A 22,311-nucleotide genomic window follows, 5' to 3' on the forward strand; every position below is an offset into this window, starting at 1 on the left:
CAGGCTGACGAACAGGCTCGTAAACAACAAGAAGAGCAAAAAGTACAGCAAACTCAAACACAACCCGCTTCAGGAAATACTAGTAGTGCATACTACAAAAATTGTGCTGCAGTTAGAGCAGCTGGGAAAGCCCCTTTACATAAAGGGCAACCAGGTTATAGCTCTCATCTTGATCGTGATGGCGATGGAATTGCATGTGAAAAATAGCAATAAAAAAGAAGCTTCTACTAAGCTTCTTTTTTATTAACGCAAAATATTACCACTTATTACTTTCCCCCTTATTTTAATAACATTCTTCTTATTATTCTCAAAAACGACACAGAATAAGTGATTTCAATCACTACATAGATTTTAATTTATCGCTATTCTTAATTTAGTTATTACATTCAAACTTTATGGAGGCGTTCATATGAAACATGCATTTACTGAAACTTCTATTGTCGGTGAGATCGTTACACAATTCCCGAAAGCTAGTGATCTTTTTAAATCATATAGAATAGACTTTTGTTGTGGTGGCAATAAACCACTTATTGATGCAATTCATGAAAGAAATTTATCAGCAACAGAAGTACTTACAGAGTTAAATACGCTTTATAATAATACGAAACGATTAAACGAATCTGAAATTGATTGGAAAAATGCTTCTTATCGTGAGTTGATTGATTATGTTATAAATAAGCATCATCGCTATTTAAATGAAGAATTACCACAGTTAAGCCCTTATGTAACGAAAGTATTACGCGTTCATGGGGCAAGTCAGCCTCATTTAGCTCAAATTCATACGCTATTTCATGAACTGAAAATGGAATTAGAGCAGCATTTAATTAAGGAAGAAACGGAAGATTTCCCATTAATTTTAGAATTCGAACGAAATCCAACTGATGAAAACTATGCAAAGTTACGTAAAGTAGTAGATGAACTAGAAAGTGAGCACAATCATGCCGGAAATATTATAAAAGAACTTCGTAAAGTGACTAATGACTTTACTCCTCCAGAAGGAGCGTGCGGCACTTATCGACTTGTTTATCAACGCCTTGAAGTGCTCGAGTCTGATTTATTTGAGCATATTCATTTAGAGAATAATATTTTATTTCCTCGTGCAATTACACGAGCATAAATATAGCGCAGGACATGAGTAAAAATATTCATGTCCTGCTTTTGCATTTATGAAAAATAATTACACTCCCCCTAATTTCTCTACCCATATATCCAAATATTCTTTTCACTTCCCCCTTCACATACATCCGAATTTAAACAATTTGTGAATTATTATAAAGATGTGATAAATATCACATCTCCCCCTTTTTTGATTTTCTATAATAAAAATATAATCCTTTGTTCAACATTTCACAGAAAAAGGGGAAACGAAAATGAAAAAACGTTTAGTTATGATCGGAAATGGTATGGCTGGAATACGCTGTATGGAAGAAATATTAAAACATAATAGTGATTCATATGAGATTACTATTTTTGGAGATGAACCGCATCCAAACTACAATCGCATTATGCTCTCTCACGTTTTACAAGGCAAAACAAATATGCAAGATATCATTATGAATGAATATAGTTGGTACGAAGAGAATGAGATAACTTTATATACAAACGAAAGAGTTCAAAGTATTGACCGAGAAGAAAAAGTCATTGTCACAGAAAAAAATCGTACTCTTACATATGACAAACTTATTATCGCAACAGGTTCTAGTGCTTTTATTTTACCTGTTGAAGGTTCTACTCTTCCTGGTGTAACAGGATTTCGAACAATTGAAGATACACAATTTATGATAGACACCGCTAAAGAAAAGAAAAAGGCCGTTGTTATTGGTGGTGGGTTACTTGGTTTAGAAGCCGCAAGAGGTCTTATTGACTTAGGGATGGACGTACATGTTGTTCATTTAATGCCAAACTTAATGGAGCAGCAACTAGATACGAAAGCAGCTTCTCTATTACGCGAAGATTTAGAAGCGCAAGGCATGAAGTTTCTAACGGAAAAGAAAACTGTAAAGATTCTTGGTACAGACCATGTTGAGGGCATTCAATTTGAAGATGGTGAAGTTGTAGATTGTGATTTAATCGTAATGGCTGTCGGAATACGCCCAAATACGCAAATAGCAAAAGATGCTGGTTTAATTGTAAATCGCGGTATTGTAGTCAATGACTATATGCTAACAAATGATGAGTCCATTTATGCAGTTGGAGAATGTGCGGAACATGACGGTATCGCATATGGACTTGTTGCTCCTCTTTATGAACAAGGTGCGATATTAGCAAAACATATAACGAATTTACAAACTGATGGATATTCGGGCAGTATCGTCGGTACGCAATTAAAAGTTGCTGGTTGTGATTTATTCTCTGCTGGTCAAATTTATGAAGATGATCAAACGAAAGCAATATCCATCTTTGATGAATGTAAACGTTCCTATAAAAAAGTATTAATTCGTGATAATAAAGTCGTCGGTATCGTTTTATATGGTGACACAGCTGACGGTACACGTCTCTTTAGCATGTTAAAGAAAGAAGAAGATATACAAGAATATACACCAGTTTCCATTCTTCACAAAGCTGGTGAAGAGAGTGAACTTGACGTTGCTACAATGAGTGCGGATGACACGATTTGTGGATGTAATGGTGTTACGAAAGGTACAATCGTTCACGCCATTTTAGAACAAGAGTTAACGACTTTTGAAGAAGTTAAAGGCTGTACGAAAGCCGCAGGGTCTTGTGGCAAATGTCGTCCGCTTGTGGAACAAGTTTTATCTCATACACTTGGAGATGCTTTTGATGCCTCAGCGCAATCTGCCGGTATGTGTGGATGTACACCTTTATCCCGTGATGAAGTCGTAGCGGCCATTCACGAGAAAGGCTTAAAATCTCCAAAAGAAGTACGAAATGTTCTTGGTTTTGCACATGAAGACGGCTGTTCGAAATGCCGCCCTGCTTTAAACTACTATTTACGTATGGCGATTCCAGAAGAATATGAAGATGATAAATCGTCCCGTTTCGTTAATGAAAGAATGAATGGTAACATCCAACACGATGGTACATTCTCTGTTATTCCACGTATGTACGGAGGCGTTACAACAGCAGATGATTTAATGAAAATTGCTGAAGTTGCGAAGAAGTATGATGTTCCACTTGTGAAAATTACCGGTGCAAGCCGAATTGGCTTATACGGTGTCAAGAAACAAGATTTACCTAACGTATGGGCTGACTTAAATATGACTTCTGGATATGCGTATTCAAAATCTCTTCGTAATGTAAAATCATGTGTTGGCTCTCGTTTTTGCCGTTTCGGTACGAAAGATTCATTAGGACTTGGTATGTTGCTTGAACAATCATTAGAAATGGTAGATACACCTCATAAAATGAAAATGGGTGTAACTGGTTGTCCGCGTAACTGTGCGGAAGTACTGACAAAAGATTTTGGCGTTGTTTGTGTCGAAAATGGATATCAACTTTATATTGGCGGAAATGGTGGTACAGAAGTACGTGAAGCTGATTTTGTAATGATTGTCCCTACTGAAGATGATGTCCTTCGCATCGCTACAGCTTACATGCAATATTATCGTGAAACTGGTATTTACGGAGAGCGTACTGCCTACTGGACAGAACGTTTAGGCTTCAATCGCATAAAAGAAATACTGCAAGATGCAAATATGGTTACTACGTTAAATGAACGTTTCCAAAAAGCTCGTGGCACATATAAAGAAGCATGGGGACAAGCACTAGAAACGAAATCATTAAAAGCGATGTATGAAGTAGAAACTGTGAAATAAGGAGCTGTGACCTATATGATACAAACGAAAGAAAAAATAAAAGTTATGCGTGCAGAAGACCTTCCTATTCAAATCGGTAAAGAGGTGCAAATGAAAGGTATGTCTTTCGCCCTATTCCGCCTTTCAAATGGCGATATTCGAGCTGTAGAAAATCGTTGTCCTCATAAAAACGGGCCATTAGCGGAAGGTATTGTATCTGGAGAATTCGTCTTTTGTCCACTACATGATTGGAAAATTTCACTACTAACAGGTGAAGTTCAAAAACCTGATGACGGTTGTATTCAAACGTATGAAGTAGAAGTTATTGACGGAGATATTTATATATACATGTAATTTACAAAAGGAAGCCTCCCCTGGCTTCCTTTTAAATAAAAATAGACGAGGTGCGAATATGAACGGATATGTATATTTAGTTGGTGCAGGACCAGGTGATGAAGGGCTTATTACAAAAAAAGCGATAGAGTGCTTAAATCGTGCAGATATCGTCTTATATGACCGCTTATTAAACCCTTCCTTTCTTAATTATACAAAAGAAACATGTGAACTTATTTATTGCGGAAAAATGCCAAAGAATCATACTATGCGTCAAGAAATGATTAACTCACACCTCCTTCAATTTGCGAAAGAAGGAAAAATCGTAGTCCGCTTAAAAGGCGGAGATCCATCTATTTTTGGCCGTGTTGGTGAAGAAGCAGAAACTTTAGCATCAGCAAATATTCCATATGAAATTGTACCAGGTATTACATCTAGCATCGCCGCTAGTAGCTATGCAGGTATTCCCCTCACCCACCGTGACTACAGTAATAGTGTCACTTTATTAACCGGACATGCAAAAGGTCCTTTAAGCGATCATGGAAAATATAATTCATCTTACAATAGCGACACAATTGCCTACTACATGGGTATAAAAAACTTACCTACAATTTGTGAAAACTTACTACAAGCAGGAACAAAAGAAGATACGCCAGTAGCAGTCATTGAATGGGGTACAACTGGTAAACAGCGCGTTGTCACAGGGACACTGTCTACCATTGTTTCTATTGTCAAAAACGAAAATATTTCTAATCCTTCTATGACAATTGTTGGTGAGGTTGTTTCCTTACGTAATCAAATCTCTTGGAAAGAACGCAAGCCATTGCACGGCAAGAAAGTTTTATTTGCATCTGCAACAAATAAAAAAAGCGCAATAAAGCAAATGTTACAAGAGTCCGGTGCAGAAATATATCAAATTCCAACTTTCAAAAAGAAAGAATACACATTAACCTCTGAACAAATCAATATGATTTTTAGCGTTGATCGTCTTGTATTTTGTTCCGCTGAGAGTGTAGACATCTTAATGCAATCATGCAGTAAATATCATAAAGATATTCGTTCCTTACAGGCAGAACTTCAGTATATGAACCTTTCTATTCAAGAAAAGCTCATGCAATATGGATTGTTAAGTAAACCTGCACAATTTTCTTCGAATTCAACGATTTATTTAGGACGAAACATTAACCGAATTGCTGTTATTCAAGAAAAAATTGGTGCTGGTTCCTATATGATGACTCATGAGTACACAATTGATCATCGCTTCGATGAAATTCATTCACGTATTCTTTCTGAATTCTCATGGGATAGCATTGTATTTGAAGGTCGTGCTTCTATTGATACGTTTCTAGCAGAAATAAAACGCCTTGGCTTTATCAATATTCTTACTCTCCCATTCTCGTATACCGACGTTCCAACTTTACACTATGCAAATAAAGTTGGGTTTCATAACGTAGATCATCAATTACAAGAAACTCTTATGAAGAAAGACATGGTGAGACAATGAAAGGAATTGTATATGTTGGACATGGGAGCCGGCTACAAGAAGGTAATGAACAATTCATTCAATTTATTCAATCTGTTATGAAAGAGCGAAACGAAAGAATTCAAAAAATAGCTTTTCTAGAACTAACGACACCTACTATTTCGGATGCAGTTACAGAAACGATACTAGAGGGAATAACTGAAATAATGATTGTACCTGTTTTATTATTTGCGGCAGCTCACTATAAACGTGATATTCCTTTTGAAATAGAGCAACTACAAAAGAAATATCCACAAATAACATTTTCAGTTGTACCTCCTTTTAGTACACATCCACATATGGTGGAACTTGTAGTGAAAAGAATACGTGAAGCTATGCCAATGCAAAATAGTAGTATTTTACTCGTAGGACGAGGCAGCAGTGATCCACAACCGATACATGAATTACAACAAATCGGAGCAGCCATCGAGCGAAAACTCGGTATGCCAGTATCCTGTTCTTTTTTAACGAAAGGAACTCCCTCTTTTACTGCTGAGCTCAAGGCTATAACATCGACGGCGTCCCACGTATATGTCATGCCGTACCTTCTCTTTACCGGATTATTACTTCAAAAAATTAAATTACATGCAAAAAAATATGATCACGTTACGACTTGTAACTGTCTTCAGTTTGATACATACATGAAGTTAACATTATTAGAACGAATGGAGGAATGCATATATGTATAACATGTACCCTCTTATGTTTAATCTACAAAATAAAGTGGTCGTTATCATTGGTGGAGGTAAAATTGCATATCGAAAAGCGTCTGGATTAAAGGATACAGGCGCTTTTGTCACTGTTGTCAGCCCAGAAATTTGCGAGGAAATGAAGGAGCTTCCTTATATTACTTGGAAGAAAAGAACTTTTTCTAATGATGATATTAAAGATGCCCACCTTATTTATGCAGCTACAAATCAACATACTGTAAATATGATGGTCAAACAGGCCGCCCATGATTTTCAATGGGTTAACGTTGTAAGTGATGGTACAGAATCATCATTTCACACGCCTGGTGTCATTCGAAATGATGAATATGTTGTCACTATTTCAACTTCAGGTAGGGATCCATCGTTTACGAAGCGTATGAAAAAGGAATTAACATCTATACTTCCTAAACTTATAAAAAAGCTTTCTCGTATTCACAAATTGTAATCTATCACTCAGCTAAAATAGTAATTAACTTTGAACAAACGTTTTTTAGAAACGTTTGTCCTTTTTGTTTTGATATTGTTTTTTAAAGTTTCACAAGCAAGTTACGAAGAAAATGAATGGTGCTGGCAACTTGTAAACTAATGAATTGTATGACAAATACAATATTATGAGCAACTGGTTCAATTCAGTTTTTACATTTGATATTCATCCAACCAAATTAACGCTTGTTCATAATCATCAAAAAATTTTACAGATTCTTTCGTATTAGCTTGCTGTAAATAATTCAGTATCTCTCCTTCTTCAAGAAGAAATGCAATTGCCTTACTATGATTCAAAATGATTTCATTGAAGAACTTCTCTTTCCATACTTTTTGAACAGAAAAATGATTTGGCGTGTATCCTTTTCTATCCACCAACAATTTGTATTTCCGTCCTTCGGAAATGAATTGCTGACAAACCTGCTCGAAACCATTAAACCATTCATACACATCCTCTGTTTTAATCTGGCCAATTAGATGGGTAACAATCAAATCTCCCGAAACCGTTGTGCTAATATTCTGTTCACTCAAATTAAAATCATCTCCCTTAATTACAATTATGAGGAAAAACCGCATAAAATCAATAAAGATAAAATTCTTACTTGACACTTTCACCCATTGCTATCCTCCTAAGCTCATGTAACTTTACATGACAAGCGAGATTGTGTCTTTTTTCGCAAGTATATATGTAAATACTTTAAAGATTTGCATACGAAATAACCCCTAATGAGTTTCCTTTTTTTGAATTAAGCCGCTTGATTATCAGACATTGTACAATTGTAAACGACACCCAATATATCAAAAACCGTTTTCTTCTCATATCGATGGGATTTCCGTCCATCATTTACCGCCTCAAATCTATTCGTTTTTGCACGTATATTCAAAACAAAATATATGACAAATAAATAACGACAGTTACTGTAATAATGCTGAAAAGTGTTGAAAATAAAACGATTTGCGCATGTAATTCAGGTTCTATTTGATACTCCATAGCAATGGTTGATGTATTTCTTGAAGTAGGAAAAGAACTTGCAATAAATAACGATTGTGCAACAATACCATCGATGTTTAGTAGGTATATCATGACAAGTGCTAATAATGGTCCCATCAGTAACCTTCCAATTAAAGCCCATGTTATGACTCGATGGAAAAAATTAAGTTTAATGTTGGATAATTGTGCCCCTAGCAATATGAGTGCTATTGCAACAAAACCATTTGCAAGCTGATTAAGAGGAATAAAGATAGAATTAGGAATTTGAATTGTAAAAGATTGAAAGAAAAGCCCTAATATGAGCGCATGAAATACAGGCAGTCTTAGAAATGATTGAATAATACTTCCGATTGTTTTTGTTGCTGATAGTAAGTTATATATCCCATACGAATAAGTTAAAAGATTCTGGAAAATAACAATAAAAATTTGAATGGAAACCCCCACTGGATTGTGACTGAAAATCAATTGACTTACTGGTAACCCATAATTACCGGAATTCATTAACGAAATGCTATTTTTTAGAGCTGCACTTTCTCCTTTTTCTAACTTTAATATTTTTGAAATGAAATGACTTACTATGATCAGACTCAGACTATAAAGCATTAAATAGTATATTATCTGGAGCAACAAACCTGTTTCTATACGAATATCATATATATTCACAAATACAGCCGCTGGCATCAAGCAATAAGTAATAAGTGTAGATAGCTGCTTTAAGTTAAATTGGAACTTTCTTTGTAAGATTGCACCAATTAGCATCAATATTAATATCGGTAATATTACGTCTAATATAATAAATACAAACATTTAAAACCTCATTCTAAATATATTTTAGTTGGATTAAATGCTTTACTAAATATGGACACATTTAATTCATCGGAAAACACCCTTAGTTCTCAATAATTAGAAAACTGAAATCAATAATATGAAAATGCTCATCAAAAATTCTTATTTCATTTCCCTCCCCTCTCTTTTCTTTAACATATCAAATATAACTCATAAAGAAAATTATGGATTATTTATACAAATTCATAACTTTATCTTATCGAACTAAACTGTATTCTTTAGTTTAAGAGTACTTTTTTCACAATATCCGTTAGCCTTACCAAAAAATTTGGCCCTAAAAAAATCTGATACTGCAGTTACTATGCGAAGAATACTTACATCAATTCCATACTTGTCGCTTAAACCACCTCACACACCTGATACTTGTTTATCTTGAGTGGACTTATATTTTTTTTCATCTAAACATCCCGATTCAATTAAATATTTGCATTCTAAAAATGAGTTCGATCTTTAGAATAGATTTAAGATTTCCTTCACTAATCTACCCTTTAATTGAATAACTTTTGACTTCTATATTTTAAAATAAAATTCCATAAACCTTCTGTTTTTCATTTTAAAAGCACATTCTTTTAGAAAACGAGCGTTTGTTGAGATAGCAATAAAAACATGTTGAAGCCTATTACAAAAAGAACCATCCCAAAATACTTTGGGACAGTTCTTTTTCCTTATTAATGATTCTTTAACATCACTAACAGTTTCTCTTGGCTATACATCCATACTGTAATGATTAAACAAGCAAGTGCGACTTCTGATAACGCCATAAATCCAATTGCATAATGACCTGTTAATTGGAATAGTAATGTTAAAATTAGCGGTGGGAAGAATCCTCCTAGTCCACCTAAAGCTGATACGAGTCCATTTACAATACCCGCTTGTTCAGAGAAGTACATTGGAACGAGTTTGAAGATTGTACCATTTCCGATTCCTGCACAAAATGCGACTAGTAGGCAACCAAATGTATACACGTTCATACTTGGCATAAATGATAAAATAATACCTGAAAGTGTTAAACCGATAAATACGAAGATTAATATTTTAAATGGATTAAACTTATCACCGAGCCAACCACCAATTGGGCGCATAATTGTTGCGAGTACGATGAATCCAGCTGTCCGCATACCTGCATCTACTTTCTCTAATCCGAAGTGAGATACTAAAAAGTTTGGTAAGTATACGGTAAATGCGACAAATGATCCGAATGTTAAAAAGTAAAAGATACATAAAAACCAAAGTTTTTCATTTTTATATACACCTTTTATTTGTTCCATTAATGGTGTATTCACCTTTTTCTCTTTACGATCGCCTAATAAAAAGTTCATAAGTGCAAATGCTGCAAGTAAAACTAAATAACACTGTACTGTCGCTCTCCAGCCAACTGAAGTTGCGATAACAGGCGCTAAAAATGAAGTAATTGCTGTTCCGGCATTACCTACACCGTAAATACCATTTACAAAACCGTGACTCTCTTTCGGAAAGTATTTTGGTAAAGAAGTTACCCCTACAGAGAATACAGCACCACCGATTCCGACAAATAATCCACCAATAATTAAATCCATCATAGAATTGGCAACACTAATATAAAAGACAGGAAATAATAATAAAATAAAACTAATAAAGAATAATTTTCTTGCTCCGAAACGATTTGTCCAATAACCAATTGGAATGCGAAGAACAGAACCTAAAATAACCGGTACTGCTGTTACTATAGAAATTTGTCCCGCAGTTAATGGAATATCCGCTTTAATATAAGGCATTAATGATGATAAAATGACCCATACCATAAAACCGATAACTAGATTAGAAGTTTGTAAACTTAATTGAAAATTAGGACTTTTCATCCTGTTCCCTCCTATGTATGCATAGTTATATTCATTCTCTCCAGCCTAATCACGTCCTAACATGATTAGGCTGAAAAGAATCAACCACCACTTACTGGCGGAATCATGGCTACGACATCGCCAACTTGAATGATGTCATCCTCATTTGCATACTCTTCATTTATAGCGACCATTATCTCACTTGAAATTGCTACGTTGTATTTCTTATTGAGGACTTCCTTGAGTTCCGCAACCGTAATATTTTCACAATCTATGTGTAATGCTGGCTTACTTACTTCTTCTTGCAAATGTGCAAATAATAGTACTTCAATCATATTCTCATCTCCTTTCCAGGCTCGCCATTACTATATGCTGTTTTCTCTAACTGATCGCCTATCCACGACTCTCCATCTTCCCAAAACTCTTTCTTCCAAATCGGCACCATTTGCTTTATACGCTCCATAATATATTCGTTCGCCTCATATGCAGCTTTCCGGTGTGGTGTAGAAACAGCGACGACAACAGCAAGATCCGAAATTTGTAACGTACCAATGCGATGTGTAATTGCCACATATGTCCCAGGCCACTTCTCCTCGACCTCGGTACCAATCTTCTCAAGTTGTTTTTCCGCCATTGTTTTATAAGCAACATACTCTAAATATAACGTGCGACGTCCTTTCGTAAATTCTCTGACAGTACCAATAAAAGTAGTAACCGCACCACACTCGCGCCGAATTACTTTGCTAGTAACACTTTCAATTGAAATAGGTGTATCAATTACTTCATAATACGTTTGTGTCATCTTGCACCTCTTATCTTTGTATAAATTAGCAACCTATTTTCCTATTATTTGTATGATTGAAGTGGTTCTTTCCATGGCCACTCACTTCCGACGTTTAATTCTAATAACAGTACCGAAACAGTTATTCCTGCTTCAAATCCTCTCGTTCCCCCTGGCAAAACGATAAATGCATTCGCTTCTGCAAGTGAAGAAATTGCGCTAGATTTATCTAAACCAACTGGTGTAACCTGCAATTGGCCATCTACAATTTCCACTCTCCCTCTTACAAAACGAGTAAACGGATTTGCTTTTGGAAAGTCTTTCTGTAAAATTGCTTCTACACGATATAAGTGGGGATTTTTCTTATGCAAGTATGTTTCAATGACTGGTCGAACATATAATTCACAACCGACATAACAAGCAGATGGATTACCAGATAGACCAAATAATAGTTTTCCTTCTAGCTCAGCTACAGTTGTCACACTTCCTGGTCGCATCGCTATTTTGTTGAAAAGTACATTTGCTTGTAATTCCTCATAAATAGCCGGTAAATAATCATAGTCTCCTACTGAAACGCCACCAGTTGTAATTAATATATCAACTTCTTTTATCGCTTTTTTTACAATGTTATAACACGTCTCAAAATCGTCAGCGAATTGCCCATAATACTGTACAATTCCGCCTGCTCGTTCAATTTGAGCAGCTACCATATAAGAGTTACTATTTCGAATCTTTCCTGGCTTTAATTGTTCATGTACTTCGAGCAGTTCACTTCCTGTCGTTACAATTCCAATGACTGGCTGTTTTACAACATATACCGTACTATAACCAAACGTAGCAAGAAGCGCTGCTACTCCTGGATTAATAACAGTCCCTTTTTTCACAAGGATGCTATTTTGTTTTACATCTTCTCCTTTAAAAGAAATGTTATCACCAGCAGCGAAAGAGCGTTTTAATGCCATATAAGTCTTTTCGTTTTCTGCAAATGCTTCCGTTAGCTCTAACATAACAACCGCATTACACCCTGCTGGAATTGCGGCTCCTGTCATAATACGGACAGCTTGAAATGCTTTCACTTCTTCTGTAAAAACAAAACCTGCTCCAATTTCACCAATTACTTCAAACATAATCGGGTTACTGCTACTGGCTTCTTTCGTATCTTCTGCTCGAATCGCAAACCCGTCGTACGGAGAGCGATCAAAATGCGGGACATCATGATCTGCAATAACATCTTCTCCAAGCGTTCTACCGTAGCTTTCTATAAGAGAAACCTTTTCTATTTCACCTTGGTAAGCATATTCCATTACTCGTGCAACTGCTTCTGCCACTGAGATTGGTGTACGTTTTTCTAACATTCTTTTTTCACCTCGTTTTTGGAACGTGAAACTTACTTTCTAGTCAGCCTATATATTTTGCGTATAATCGTTTTGCTATTTTCACATCATTTGTTCCATGAATAAATGCCCTACCGTCTGTAAATAAAACGAAACGATATTCATCAATTAGAAATGATAGTAAGTAAGGCGTTTTTTGGACATGTACACTTTTTTGTAATCGTTTTTGAACTTCCTCTAAATGAAGAACACGTTTTATCCCTGGACGGATTTGAACCGTATTCCGTCCACATAGCACTTCCGTTTTCATCTGTGCTTCAAATGTTAAACTTGGATACGTGCGTGTATTTCCACAAGATGGACATGTATTTTTCTTCTGTCTATTTACTTTTAATGAGAGATGCTGATTGTTCCAAATATCAAATGATAACATTGTCCCTCTTAGCGCCTCGAAATCATCCACCAATATTTTCATAGCCTCTGTTACTTGATGTGCAACGACCATTTGTACAGCTGGTTGAATAATTCCTGCTGTATCGCATGTTGCACCGCCCATAGGATGATCCATTAAGCAGCGAAAACATGGTGTTTTCCCTGGAAGAATTGTATACGTTACACCGTAACTTCCAATACATCCACCGTATATCCAAGGTATATTTTCTTTTTGTGAAATATCATTTATAAGTAGGCGCGTATCAAAATTGTCAGTCGCATCTATTATGAGATCCACTTCTTTTGTTAACTCTTTTATTTCTTGCAGTGTGACATCCGTTACAACTGGTACAATTTCCACTTCAGAATTAATCTTTCTTAAATGCTCTGCCGCTGCAATTGCTTTCGGTTTGCACTGCTGTGCATCTTCTTCTGTATATAACTGTTGCCGTTGTAAATTACTACATTCGACGTAGTCACGGTCAGCAATTGTCAATTTCCCAATTCCCATCCTAACGAGCGCTTCTGCATTTGCAGCTCCTAGTGCACCCGCACCGATTAGAAGCACATGCTTTTCTCTTATTTTTCTTTGTCCCATTTCACCAATTCTAGAAAACAATACTTGCCTTGAATAACGCTCCTTCATATGGAATCCTCCTTTCGTTATCCACCAATGTAAGACATTTCAACTTTTGGACGTTTATTTGTACTTTCAGCAGTTCTTTCATCTGAATATCGATCTGTTCTAAACTCCCATGTATGTTTGAGAATTTTTAGTAGTGATGCATCCGAAATATTTTCTCTAAGAAGCGTTCGTAAGTCCGTTCCTTTTTCTCCAAATAAGCACGTAAAAAACTTGCCGTCTGCCGAAATACGAGCTCTCGTACAAGAAGAACAAAATGACTCAGATACTGAAGTAATAAATCCAACTTCTGCATCACTCCCTACATATCGATACAATTTCGCAACTTCTCCAAAGTAACGAGGTTTAACAGGCTCAATCGGATATACACGATTAATCTTCTCTATTAATTGTTCCTTCGTAATGACTTGTTCAAAGTTCCAGCCGTTTGTACTGCCCACATCCATAAACTCTATAAAACGGAGCTGAATTTCTTGTTCTTTAAAGTAACGAGCCATATGAAGAATTTGACTATCATTCATTCCTTTTTTTACGACCATATTTACCTTTACTTCTAACCCTGCGTTCTTTGCTTCTTCAATTCCTTTTAATACAGGTTTTGTGCTTACATTTCGTCCATTAATTTTTTTGAAGACATAATCCTCTATCGCATCTAAACTAATATTTACACGTTTTAATCCCGCTTCTTTTAACGCCTTTGCTTGTTTTGCTAAATGAATACCATTTGTTGTGAGTCCAATATCTTTTAAGCCTTCTAGCTTTGCAAGTCTTACAATTAACGTCGGTAAGTCTTTACGCAATAACGGTTCACCGCCAGTAAGCCTAATTTTATTGACTCCCATACTTATAAATAATCTCGCTAATCTTTCTATTTCATCGAATGTTAGTAAAAGCTCTTCCTGTAAAAAAGCGTAATCAGGTCCGAACACTTCAGCAGGCATACAGTATGTACACCTAAAATTACAACGATCAATAACTGAAATACGTAAATCTTGAAATGGCCGTTCTAAAGAATCTTTCATGTTCTCATGCATCTATATCCCTTCTTTTCTGCTGCAATCCTTAGTAAGCTTTCGTTTTTTATTTGCCTTCATTATAAAAAAGAAGTTACATATTCAATGTGACTTTTCTCACATTACTTTCCCCATTCAAAAATTCTTCACAAATCCGTTCGAATTTTGTTCACATCTTTACTCTCATCCGCTTTGTCTATTGCATTTTTCAAACTAAAAACTGAAAATCTCTTCCCTTTACGGTCATTGAGATTTCAATTTATTTTTAAAATAGCTCTTGCATTTTCATCATACTTACACTCAAAATAGGAAATGTATTGCTTATAAGAAGAAAGGTGATCACTGTGGCAAACAGTATGACATTATCTCAAGATTTAAAAGAATTACTTGCATCTGTTGAATATAAAATGCAAATTAAAAAAGGTAGTTTTATTTTTCAAGAGGGTATGGAGGCAACAGAGCTCTATATCATCCACTCAGGAAAAGTACAAATTAGTAAATTAAGTGCTGACGGGCAAGAATTAACACTCCGTATTTGTTCGGCATACGACATTATTGGAGAATTAACATTATTCACGGACAATGCGAAGTATTTATTAAATTCAAAATGCCTTGAAGATGTTGAAGTAGGAGTTATAAAGCGTGAAACCTTAGAAAAAGCATTACTCCAAAAACCCGCACTTGTATTTGAATTTATGAAATGGATTAGTGAACATTTAAGAAGAATGCAAACGAAGTTCCGAGATTTAGTATTACACGGCAAAAAAGGTGCCCTGTATTCTACTCTTATACGAATGACAAATAGTTACGGTGTATTAAAAGAAAATGGGATTCTCATCGATTTACCATTAACGAATCAAGAACTTGCTAATTTCTGTGCAACTTCACGTGAAAGTGTAAATCGAATGTTAAATGAATTAAAAAAGCAAGGTACAATTTCGATTCATAAAGGAAAGATTACGATCCACGATTTACAATTTTTAAAATGTGAAATTGCCTGTGAAGATTGCTCTGCTTCTGTTTGCAGCATTGATTAGCATCTTATTTAGATGCTAATCTTTTTTCAATTTAAGCTACTTATTAACGGTTATTCCCTATATAAACAAAAACGAGGCCTTCCATATTAGACCTCGTTTTGTTTTAACCATTAGCTCCTATCCGTTTACAGCAGTATTATTTTTTCAACTCATTAGGAATACGTCTTCTGTAAATTACATAACTACGGCTTACATATTTAATTGGGGCACTAAATACATGTACAAGTCTTGTAAATGGCCATACTGCGAATAGACCCATCCCTGCAAGAATGTGAATTTTAAACCAAACTGGTACTTCCATCATATATTCAACTTTCGGTTGGAAAATAAAGAGACTTCGGAACCAAGGACCAATCGTTGTACGATAATCAAATCCTTTTGAATCGATATTTAAAAATGTTGAAGAAAGTCCTGCTAGCATTACGATAAGTAATAAAATAAGCGCAATATAATCTCCCTTTGTACTCGTTGCAATGATACGTTTTACTGTTACGCGGCGGTACGTTAATATAATTAAACCGATAATAGAAGCAACACCTGCCGGAAGCCCAAAACTAATTGCTACTACATGATATATATGCTCAGAAATACCTATTGAACGGTATACAGCTTCTGGAATTAAAATCCCCATAACATGACCGCCAATTACGAACATGATCCCAAAGTGGAATAATAGACTTCCGACCCGAAGCATTTTCTTTTCTAATAGTTCACTAGATTTTGATGTCCATCCAAATTGATCATAATTGTATCTAAAAATATGTCCACCGATAAAGATTGCAAAAATGATATAGGGAAACAATACCCATAGAAATTGATCCATCATTTTAACAACCCTCCTTTCTAATTTGTCTGTACACCCCATGCTTCGATAGCGAGTAGCACAGCCGCAAGAATTGGTTCATACATACTACCTGCTTCTTTTAATTGAACGTGTAATGCTTGTATATTCTCCGTGTATTTATTCATAATCGGTTCACTGTCTTGCTCATTTGCATTTGCAAAAAACTCAAGAAAAAGTGGTAAATAATCAGGTAGTTCTTTATCCGTTACTTCAAAACCAGATTTTTTATAATGCTGCTTTAACTCTAATAATTCAATACCTCTTTCTCTTTGTTCACCAGTGTTCATATAAGTAAGATACATATTTGTTTTCTTACCAAAATCGAATGTATATACGTAACTATCAATGAGTTGATCATTCGTTTTATCTAGCGCTTGCTTTATAAAGGCTGTAAGTAATGCTTTAACTTCTTCTTTTTCTATCGTTTCAATCTCTTCTTGCAATTCAGTTACAGCTTCTCTCCACCCTAGTTCAGGATAGGAGAGAAGAAAAGAAGAACAAGAAAAAGCAGTTTGTAAACTTTGTTTCATCATTTTCTGCCCCCTTTATTTAAGAAATTGTCATACAAGAGCCTGGACCACCTGCGAATGCTAAACCACAGCTTCCTTGTTCGCTATATAAATCTGCCACTTGTTCACGGTGAGTGCCCGGAATGACGAAGCGATCTTTATATTTCGCAATAGCAAGAAGACGATACATATCTTCTACATCCTGTTTCGTTAAACCAAGTTCTTTTAATACCGCTTCATTTGGCTCTTTATTAATTTGTAGCGCTCTCATATGCGTTCGCATAACAGCCATTTTCTTCAATGTAAGACGAATATGCGCTTCATCCCCTGCAGTGAGTAGATTCGCTAAATATTGAATTGGAATACGCATATTATCGATAGCAGGGAAAATCTCTTCTGCTTGCCAGTTACTGCCTTTCCCTTCCACCATATTCATAATTGGGCTAAGCGGCGGAATATACCAAACCATCGGCATTGTACGGTACTCTGGATGAAGAGGCAGAGCAATTTTCCAATCGATAATCATTTTATAGATTGGTGACTGTTGTGCTGCTTTAATCCATTCTTCAGGAATGCCTTGTTTTTTCGCTTCAGCTGCCACTTCTGGATCATTTGGATCTAGGAAAACAGTAAGCTGAGATTCATATAAATCTTTTTCGTCTTCAACAGAAGCCGCTTCTTTTACTTTGTCAGCGTTATATAGCATTACCCCAATATACCTGATACGTCCCACACATGTTTCTGAACAAATTGTTGGCATACCAGCCTCAATACGTGGGAAACACATTGTACATTTTTCAGCTTTATTCGTTTGCCAGTTAAAATACACTTTTTTATATGGACAAGATGATACGCAGAACCTCCAAGCACGACATGCATTTTGATCTACAAGAACAATGCCGTCTTCTTCACGTTTATACATCGCACCAGATGGACAAGATGATACGCAAGACGGATTCATACAATGTTCACATATGCGTGGTAAATACATCATAAAGACGTTTTCAAAATCTGTTTTAATTTCTTCTTCCATTTTCTTTACGTTCGGATCTTGTAATCCTGTTATATGTCCACCAGCTAAATCATCTTCCCAGTTCGGACCCCATTCAATTTTGTCTATAAATTCGCCTGTAATTGCTGATTTCGGACGAGCAACTGGTTGATGCTTACGCTGCGGGCTATTTGTTAATGTTTCATAATCATAATTCCAAGGTTCAAAGTAATCATCAATTGTTGGTTGATCTGGATTGTGGAAAATGTTCATAAGACGTTTCATTTTCGAACCTGATTTCAGCTGAATTTCACCATTTTTCAATTCCCAGCCGCCTTTATATTTCTCTTGATCTTCCCATTGTTTCGGATAACCAATTCCAGGTTTCGTTTCTACGTTATTAAAGTACATATATTCCGCACCTGGACGATTTGTCCAGGTGTTTTTGCATGTTACGCTACAAGTATGGCAGCCGATGCATTTATCTAGGTTCATTACCATTCCGACTTGTGCTTTAATCTTCAAGCCAATCTACCTCCTTCAGTTTACGGATGACAACATTTAAGTCACGCTGATTCCCAGTCGGACCATAGTAGTTAAATCCATAGCTTAATTGGCCATATCCACCAATCATATGTGTTGGTTTAACATGAATACGGGTTGGACTATTATGCGTTCCCCCGCGGGTGCTTGTTAATTTCGTACCAGGCACGTTAATGTGGCGATCTTGTGCATGGTGCATAAATGCCATTCCTCTCGGTATACGGTGCGTTACGACAGCACGTGCTACAACAACACCGTTACGGTTAAAGCACTCGATCCAATCATTATCTGCGACGCCAGCTTCATTCGCATCATCTTTATTCATCCAAACAGTTGGACCACCTCTAAATAGCGTTAACATCGGTAATGAATCGAAGTACATACTATGAATCGACCACTTATTATGCGGTGTTAAATAGTTTAGTGTAATCTCTTTCCCTTCTACTTCAGGGCGTGACTTACGGAACGGTTTATGTTGCAGAATTGGTTTAAATGTTGCCATCGTTTCACCAAATTCTTTCATCATGTCATGGTCTAAGTAGAAAGATTGTCGACCAGTTATCGTTCTCCAAGGAATAAGACGTTCCACATTTGTTGTAAACGGTGAGTAACGTCGTCCACCTTTTTCTGAACCTGTAAAGGCCGGAGAAGTAATTACTGTTTTCGGTTGTGCTGTAATTTGTTCGAATGTAAAGCATTCTTCTTCACGTTCTTCTGCTAAATCACGTAATTTTAGATCTGTTTGTTTTTCAAGTGCTTCCCATGCTTTTACTGCCATATGACCGTTTGTTGTAGAAGAAAGCGTTAATACCGCTTCAGCAGCATTGATTGCTTCTTTTATGTCTGGGCAACCTTTCGCAATAGTATCCGTTCGAACAACTCCTAATTTGCTCTTTAATTGCTCATACTCTTTTTCTGCTGACCAAGAGATCCCTTTCGTACCAATCGGTTGTTTTCCGGCATTTGGTCCAAGTGCTGTCATTTTGTCATAAATCGTTTTATAATCCCTTTCAACAACATGAATTTGCGGCATCGTTTTACCCGGGATTGGTTCACACTCACCTTTGCTCCAATCTTTAATCTTGCCAAGTGGTTGCGCTAATTCTTGCGGTGTATCGTGAAGAAGTGGTGTTGCAACAACTTCTTTCATTGGTTCAAGATCAATCTTCTTCGCTAAATCTGAAACAGCTTTAGAAAGTGAAGTGAAAATATCCCAGTCAGAGCGTGCTTCCCAAGGTGAACCGATTGCTGGATTAAATGGATGTACAAATGGATGCATATCTGTACTACTTAAATCATGTTTTTCGTACCAAGTTGAAGCAGGTAAGACGATATCAGAATACAGTGCTGTTCCAGCCATACGGAAATCTAAATTAATGAGTAAATCAAGCTTCCCTTCTGGTGCTTCTTCATGCCACTTAATTTCTTCTGGTCGTAATGAATCACTATCGTCATTCATTAATCCGTTTGTTGTACCTAATAAATGTTTTAAGAAATATTCATGCCCTTTACCAGAACTTGAAATTAAATTCGCACGCCATACGAATAAGTTGCGCGGGAAGTTGTTTTTATTATCTGGATCTTCAATCGCAAATTTCAGTTCTTTTTCTTTTAATTTTTGTGCAACATATTTTCCGATTTCTTCTTGCGTTGTTGCGCCAGCAGCAACAGCTTCTTTATATAATTCAATTCCATTTTTCTCGAATGTCGGATAAGAAGGTAACCAGCCGAGTCGTGCTGCTAATACGTTGTAATCACCGTGATGTTGATAACGTGAGTTACCTTCAATTGGTGATGCTAAATGTCCAACAGGTGTATCTTCATAGCGCCATTGATCTGTTACGAAATAGAAGAAAGATGTACCATTTTGTAATTTTGGTGGCCCTTGCCAATCTTTTGCCATCGCGATTGTTTGCCATCCTTCTGCAGGTCGTAACTTTTCTTGACCAACATAATGCGCCCATCCCCCGCCGTTTACTCCTTGTGCTCCAACTAGAAGAACAAGATTTAATACTGCGCGATAAATCGTATCAGAATTAAACCAATGGTTAATACCAGCTCCAACAATAATCATCGAGCGACCATTTGTATCAACGGCATTTTGTGCGAACTCACGAGCGATTTGAATAATTAGTTCTCGTTTCACTCCTGTCATTTTCTCTTGCCATGCAGGTGTAAACGGTACATCATCATTGAAGTCTTTCGGCTCTTGTCCGCCAAGCCCTCGGTTCACGCCGTAATTTGCTAACGTTAAGTCGTATACAGTTGTAACGAACACTTCGCCTTCTTCTGTCATAACCTTTTTCACTGGAATTGTACGTTCTAATACTTTGTTTCCATCATCAGAGAAGTACGGAATTTGTACCGTTCCAATCGATTCTTCCATTCCAAGTAAAGAAAGACGTGGATCAATCTTTTCACCTGTTTCTTCATCTTCTAAACGCAAGTTCCATTTCTTTTCGTTATCCCAACGTGAGCCCATTGTGCCTTGAGGTGTTGCAAAATCATTCGTGTTCTCATTCCAAAGAACAGGTTTCCATTCTCCTAACTTCGTTTCGCGTCCAATATCAGCAGCGTTTAAGAAACGATCAGCAACGAATTGATCTCCTTTTTGTTTCAATGTGACAAAGAAAGGAAAATCAGTATATTGCTTCGCATACTTTGTGAAATATTCCACTTGATTATCTACGTAAAACTCTTGTAAGATCACATGCCCCATTGCCATCGCAAGTGCACCATCTGTACCTTGTTTCACACTAATCCAATCATCCGCAAACTTTGTAGATTCAGCGAAGTCAGGACTGACAGAAACGACTTTCGTTCCTTTATATCGAACCTCTGCTAAAAAGTGAGCATCTGGTGTTCTCGTCATCGGTACATTTGAACCCCATGTCATAATGTAACCAGAGTTATACCAGTCACTACTTTCTGGTACATCTGTTTGATCGCCCCAAATTTGCGGAGAAGCTGGTGGTAAATCTGCGTACCAATCATAGAAACTAAGCATCGGCCCACCCATAAGTTGCATAAAACGACTACCAGCAGCATGACTTAACATCGACATAGCTGGAATTGGTGAAAAGCCAACATTTCGGTCTGGACCGTATTTAATTACTGTATAAAGTAGAGAAGCTGAAACGAGTTGTAACACTTCATCCCAATTCGCACGAATAAATCCACCTTTACCACGCGCCTGCTTATACGTACGTGCTTTTTCAGGGTTTTCCACAATACTTTTCCAAGCATCTAGTGGTGACTCGTTATTTTGTAGTTCCTCTTGCCACATACTCCAAAGAACACCACGTACATACGGATATTTCACACGAAGTGGACTATAAATGTACCAAGAAAAACTTGCTCCACGCGGGCATCCTCGTGGTTCAAAATCTGGCATATCAGGACCTGTAGTCGGATAGTTAAGCTCCTGCCCTTCCCAAGTTACAATTCCATCTTTCACATATATATTCCAGCTACATGAACCAGTACAGTTCACACCATGTGTAGAACGGATTACTTTATCATGCTGCCAACGCTTTCTGTACACATTCTCCCATTCGCGATCTTCATATGTTTCTTGTGTATGATTATCGTTATAACGATCTATTGGTGAAAAATATTTTAAACGTCTCATTAGTGCTGAAGGTTTCTTCTTCATACTGTTCACTCCTTTAATACGTCTCTCTTACATACCCTTACTATAAGAGAGGTTGTAAAATACAGATGTGAC

At 36.5% G+C, this 22,311-nt stretch carries 20 protein-coding genes and 1 pseudogene; 8 read left to right on the forward strand and 13 right to left on the reverse strand.

Annotated features, from left to right (window positions below; all coding sequences use genetic code 11):
• The 7 genes from MR170_RS11910 to MR170_RS11940 form a co-directional block, all read left to right on the forward strand.
• A partial coding sequence (locus MR170_RS11910) for an excalibur calcium-binding domain-containing protein (protein ID WP_242308318.1) occupies window positions 1–207 on the forward strand: 207 nt, incomplete at its 5' end.
• A gap of 202 nt (window positions 208–409) precedes the next feature.
• On the forward strand, window positions 410–1,117 hold the full coding sequence (ric, locus tag MR170_RS11915) for an iron-sulfur cluster repair di-iron protein (RefSeq protein ID WP_098139145.1): 708 nt from the start codon (window positions 410–412) through the stop codon (window positions 1,115–1,117).
• Window positions 1,118–1,370: 253 nt separating this feature from the next.
• Window positions 1,371–3,776 (forward strand): NADPH-nitrite reductase large subunit, encoded by a 2,406-nt coding sequence (nirB, locus tag MR170_RS11920; RefSeq protein WP_242308319.1) that lies wholly within the window; start codon window positions 1,371–1,373, stop codon window positions 3,774–3,776.
• Between the two features lie 15 nt (window positions 3,777–3,791).
• A complete protein-coding gene (gene nirD, locus MR170_RS11925) occupies window positions 3,792–4,109 on the forward strand; it encodes a nitrite reductase small subunit NirD (RefSeq protein WP_000616683.1) in 318 nt (105 codons plus the stop codon).
• A gap of 58 nt (window positions 4,110–4,167) precedes the next feature.
• Window positions 4,168–5,592 carry a uroporphyrin-III C-methyltransferase gene (locus MR170_RS11930; RefSeq protein WP_242308320.1) on the forward strand — a complete coding sequence of 475 codons (1,425 nt, stop codon included), beginning with the start codon at window positions 4,168–4,170 and terminating at the stop codon, window positions 5,590–5,592.
• Window positions 5,589–6,299 (forward strand): sirohydrochlorin chelatase, encoded by a 711-nt coding sequence (locus MR170_RS11935; protein ID WP_098139140.1) that lies wholly within the window; start codon window positions 5,589–5,591, stop codon window positions 6,297–6,299. Before MR170_RS11930 ends, MR170_RS11935 begins: the two co-directional genes overlap by 4 nt.
• Window positions 6,292–6,765 carry a precorrin-2 dehydrogenase gene (locus MR170_RS11940; RefSeq protein ID WP_242308321.1) on the forward strand — a complete coding sequence of 158 codons (474 nt, stop codon included), beginning with the start codon at window positions 6,292–6,294 and terminating at the stop codon, window positions 6,763–6,765. The genes MR170_RS11935 and MR170_RS11940 overlap by 8 nt, the downstream gene beginning before the upstream one ends.
• A gap of 191 nt (window positions 6,766–6,956) precedes the next feature.
• On the opposite strand, the gene MR170_RS11945 is transcribed toward MR170_RS11940, so the two are convergent.
• The 9 genes and pseudogenes from MR170_RS11945 to moaA all read right to left on the reverse strand — a co-directional run bounded on the left by MR170_RS11945 (window position 6,957) and on the right by moaA (window position 14,681).
• The gene (locus MR170_RS11945; RefSeq protein ID WP_242308341.1) at window positions 6,957–7,379 is read right to left on the reverse strand and encodes an STAS/SEC14 domain-containing protein; all 423 of its coding nucleotides are present in this window, start codon (window positions 7,377–7,379) and stop codon (window positions 6,957–6,959) included.
• 304 nt (window positions 7,380–7,683) lie between these two features.
• Window positions 7,684–8,601 (reverse strand): AEC family transporter, encoded by a 918-nt coding sequence (locus MR170_RS11950; RefSeq protein WP_098139136.1) that lies wholly within the window; start codon window positions 8,599–8,601, stop codon window positions 7,684–7,686.
• A 303-nt stretch (window positions 8,602–8,904) separates the two neighbouring features.
• Window positions 8,905–9,057, reverse strand: a pseudogene (locus MR170_RS11955) (PspC domain-containing protein); the annotation flags it as partial.
• A 251-nt stretch (window positions 9,058–9,308) separates the two neighbouring features.
• A complete protein-coding gene (gene narK, locus MR170_RS11960) occupies window positions 9,309–10,478 on the reverse strand; it encodes a nitrate transporter NarK (protein ID WP_000841859.1) in 1,170 nt (389 codons plus the stop codon).
• Between the two features lie 80 nt (window positions 10,479–10,558).
• Window positions 10,559–10,792, reverse strand: coding sequence for a molybdopterin converting factor subunit 1 (gene moaD, locus MR170_RS11965; protein ID WP_016081877.1), 234 nt, complete (start codon window positions 10,790–10,792; stop codon window positions 10,559–10,561).
• Entirely contained in the window at window positions 10,789–11,259 is a 471-nt protein-coding gene (locus MR170_RS11970) for a molybdenum cofactor biosynthesis protein MoaE (protein ID WP_029442175.1), read from the reverse strand. The genes moaD and MR170_RS11970 overlap by 4 nt, the downstream gene beginning before the upstream one ends.
• Before the next feature lie 44 nt (window positions 11,260–11,303).
• Window positions 11,304–12,593, reverse strand: a complete 1,290-nt coding sequence (locus MR170_RS11975; RefSeq protein WP_043938456.1) for a molybdopterin molybdotransferase MoeA — start codon at window positions 12,591–12,593, stop codon at window positions 11,304–11,306.
• 43 nt (window positions 12,594–12,636) lie between these two features.
• Window positions 12,637–13,650 (reverse strand): molybdopterin-synthase adenylyltransferase MoeB, encoded by a 1,014-nt coding sequence (locus MR170_RS11980; protein ID WP_050843390.1) that lies wholly within the window; start codon window positions 13,648–13,650, stop codon window positions 12,637–12,639.
• A gap of 17 nt (window positions 13,651–13,667) precedes the next feature.
• Window positions 13,668–14,681, reverse strand: coding sequence for a GTP 3',8-cyclase MoaA (moaA, locus tag MR170_RS11985; protein WP_242308322.1), 1,014 nt, complete (start codon window positions 14,679–14,681; stop codon window positions 13,668–13,670).
• 323 nt (window positions 14,682–15,004) lie between these two features.
• Between moaA and MR170_RS11990 the strand changes: the two genes are divergently transcribed.
• Entirely contained in the window at window positions 15,005–15,697 is a 693-nt protein-coding gene (locus tag MR170_RS11990) for a Crp/Fnr family transcriptional regulator (protein WP_000013863.1), read from the forward strand.
• A gap of 136 nt (window positions 15,698–15,833) precedes the next feature.
• On the opposite strand, the gene narI is transcribed toward MR170_RS11990, so the two are convergent.
• Genes narI through MR170_RS12010 form a run of 4 tightly spaced genes read right to left on the reverse strand, consistent with a single transcriptional unit; the run spans window position 15,834 to window position 22,239 of the window.
• Entirely contained in the window at window positions 15,834–16,523 is a 690-nt protein-coding gene (gene narI / locus MR170_RS11995) for a respiratory nitrate reductase subunit gamma (protein WP_016081882.1), read from the reverse strand.
• A 17-nt stretch (window positions 16,524–16,540) separates the two neighbouring features.
• Complete coding sequence (narJ, locus tag MR170_RS12000) at window positions 16,541–17,071, reverse strand: nitrate reductase molybdenum cofactor assembly chaperone (RefSeq protein WP_016081883.1); 531 nt, start codon at window positions 17,069–17,071, stop codon at window positions 16,541–16,543.
• A 19-nt stretch (window positions 17,072–17,090) separates the two neighbouring features.
• Window positions 17,091–18,566, reverse strand: coding sequence for a nitrate reductase subunit beta (gene narH, locus MR170_RS12005; protein WP_050843386.1), 1,476 nt, complete (start codon window positions 18,564–18,566; stop codon window positions 17,091–17,093).
• On the reverse strand, window positions 18,556–22,239 hold the full coding sequence (locus tag MR170_RS12010; RefSeq protein WP_029442169.1) for a nitrate reductase subunit alpha: 3,684 nt from the start codon (window positions 22,237–22,239) through the stop codon (window positions 18,556–18,558). The genes narH and MR170_RS12010 overlap by 11 nt, the downstream gene beginning before the upstream one ends.
• Window positions 22,240–22,311 lie beyond the last annotated feature (72 nt).

It is taken from the genome of Bacillus cereus group sp. BfR-BA-01524 (assembly GCF_022662595.1).
GTDB classification, from domain to species: Bacteria; Bacillota; Bacilli; order Bacillales; family Bacillaceae_G; genus Bacillus_A; species Bacillus_A thuringiensis_S.

Bases quoted from the DNA above. Each gene is read 5' to 3' on its own strand.
- ric (WP_098139145.1), top strand. From the start codon at position 410: ATGAAACATGCATTTACTGAAACTTCTATTGTCGGTGAGATCGTTACA.
- nirB (WP_242308319.1), top strand. From the start codon at position 1,371: ATGAAAAAACGTTTAGTTATGATCGGAAATGGTATGGCTGGAATACGC.
- nirD (WP_000616683.1), top strand. From the start codon at position 3,792: ATGATACAAACGAAAGAAAAAATAAAAGTTATGCGTGCAGAAGACCTT.
- MR170_RS11930 (WP_242308320.1), top strand. From the start codon at position 4,168: ATGAACGGATATGTATATTTAGTTGGTGCAGGACCAGGTGATGAAGGG.
- MR170_RS11935 (WP_098139140.1), top strand. From the start codon at position 5,589: ATGAAAGGAATTGTATATGTTGGACATGGGAGCCGGCTACAAGAAGGT.
- MR170_RS11940 (WP_242308321.1), top strand. From the start codon at position 6,292: ATGTATAACATGTACCCTCTTATGTTTAATCTACAAAATAAAGTGGTC.
- MR170_RS11945 (WP_242308341.1), bottom strand. From the start codon at position 7,379: ATGCGGTTTTTCCTCATAATTGTAATTAAGGGAGATGATTTTAATTTG.
- MR170_RS11950 (WP_098139136.1), bottom strand. From the start codon at position 8,601: ATGTTTGTATTTATTATATTAGACGTAATATTACCGATATTAATATTG.
- narK (WP_000841859.1), bottom strand. From the start codon at position 10,478: ATGAAAAGTCCTAATTTTCAATTAAGTTTACAAACTTCTAATCTAGTT.
- moaD (WP_016081877.1), bottom strand. From the start codon at position 10,792: ATGATTGAAGTACTATTATTTGCACATTTGCAAGAAGAAGTAAGTAAG.
- MR170_RS11970 (WP_029442175.1), bottom strand. From the start codon at position 11,259: ATGACACAAACGTATTATGAAGTAATTGATACACCTATTTCAATTGAA.
- MR170_RS11975 (WP_043938456.1), bottom strand. From the start codon at position 12,593: ATGTTAGAAAAACGTACACCAATCTCAGTGGCAGAAGCAGTTGCACGA.
- MR170_RS11980 (WP_050843390.1), bottom strand. From the start codon at position 13,650: ATGAAGGAGCGTTATTCAAGGCAAGTATTGTTTTCTAGAATTGGTGAA.
- moaA (WP_242308322.1), bottom strand. From the start codon at position 14,681: ATGCATGAGAACATGAAAGATTCTTTAGAACGGCCATTTCAAGATTTA.
- narI (WP_016081882.1), bottom strand. From the start codon at position 16,523: ATGATGGATCAATTTCTATGGGTATTGTTTCCCTATATCATTTTTGCA.
- narJ (WP_016081883.1), bottom strand. From the start codon at position 17,071: ATGAAACAAAGTTTACAAACTGCTTTTTCTTGTTCTTCTTTTCTTCTC.
- MR170_RS12010 (WP_029442169.1), bottom strand. From the start codon at position 22,239: ATGAAGAAGAAACCTTCAGCACTAATGAGACGTTTAAAATATTTTTCA.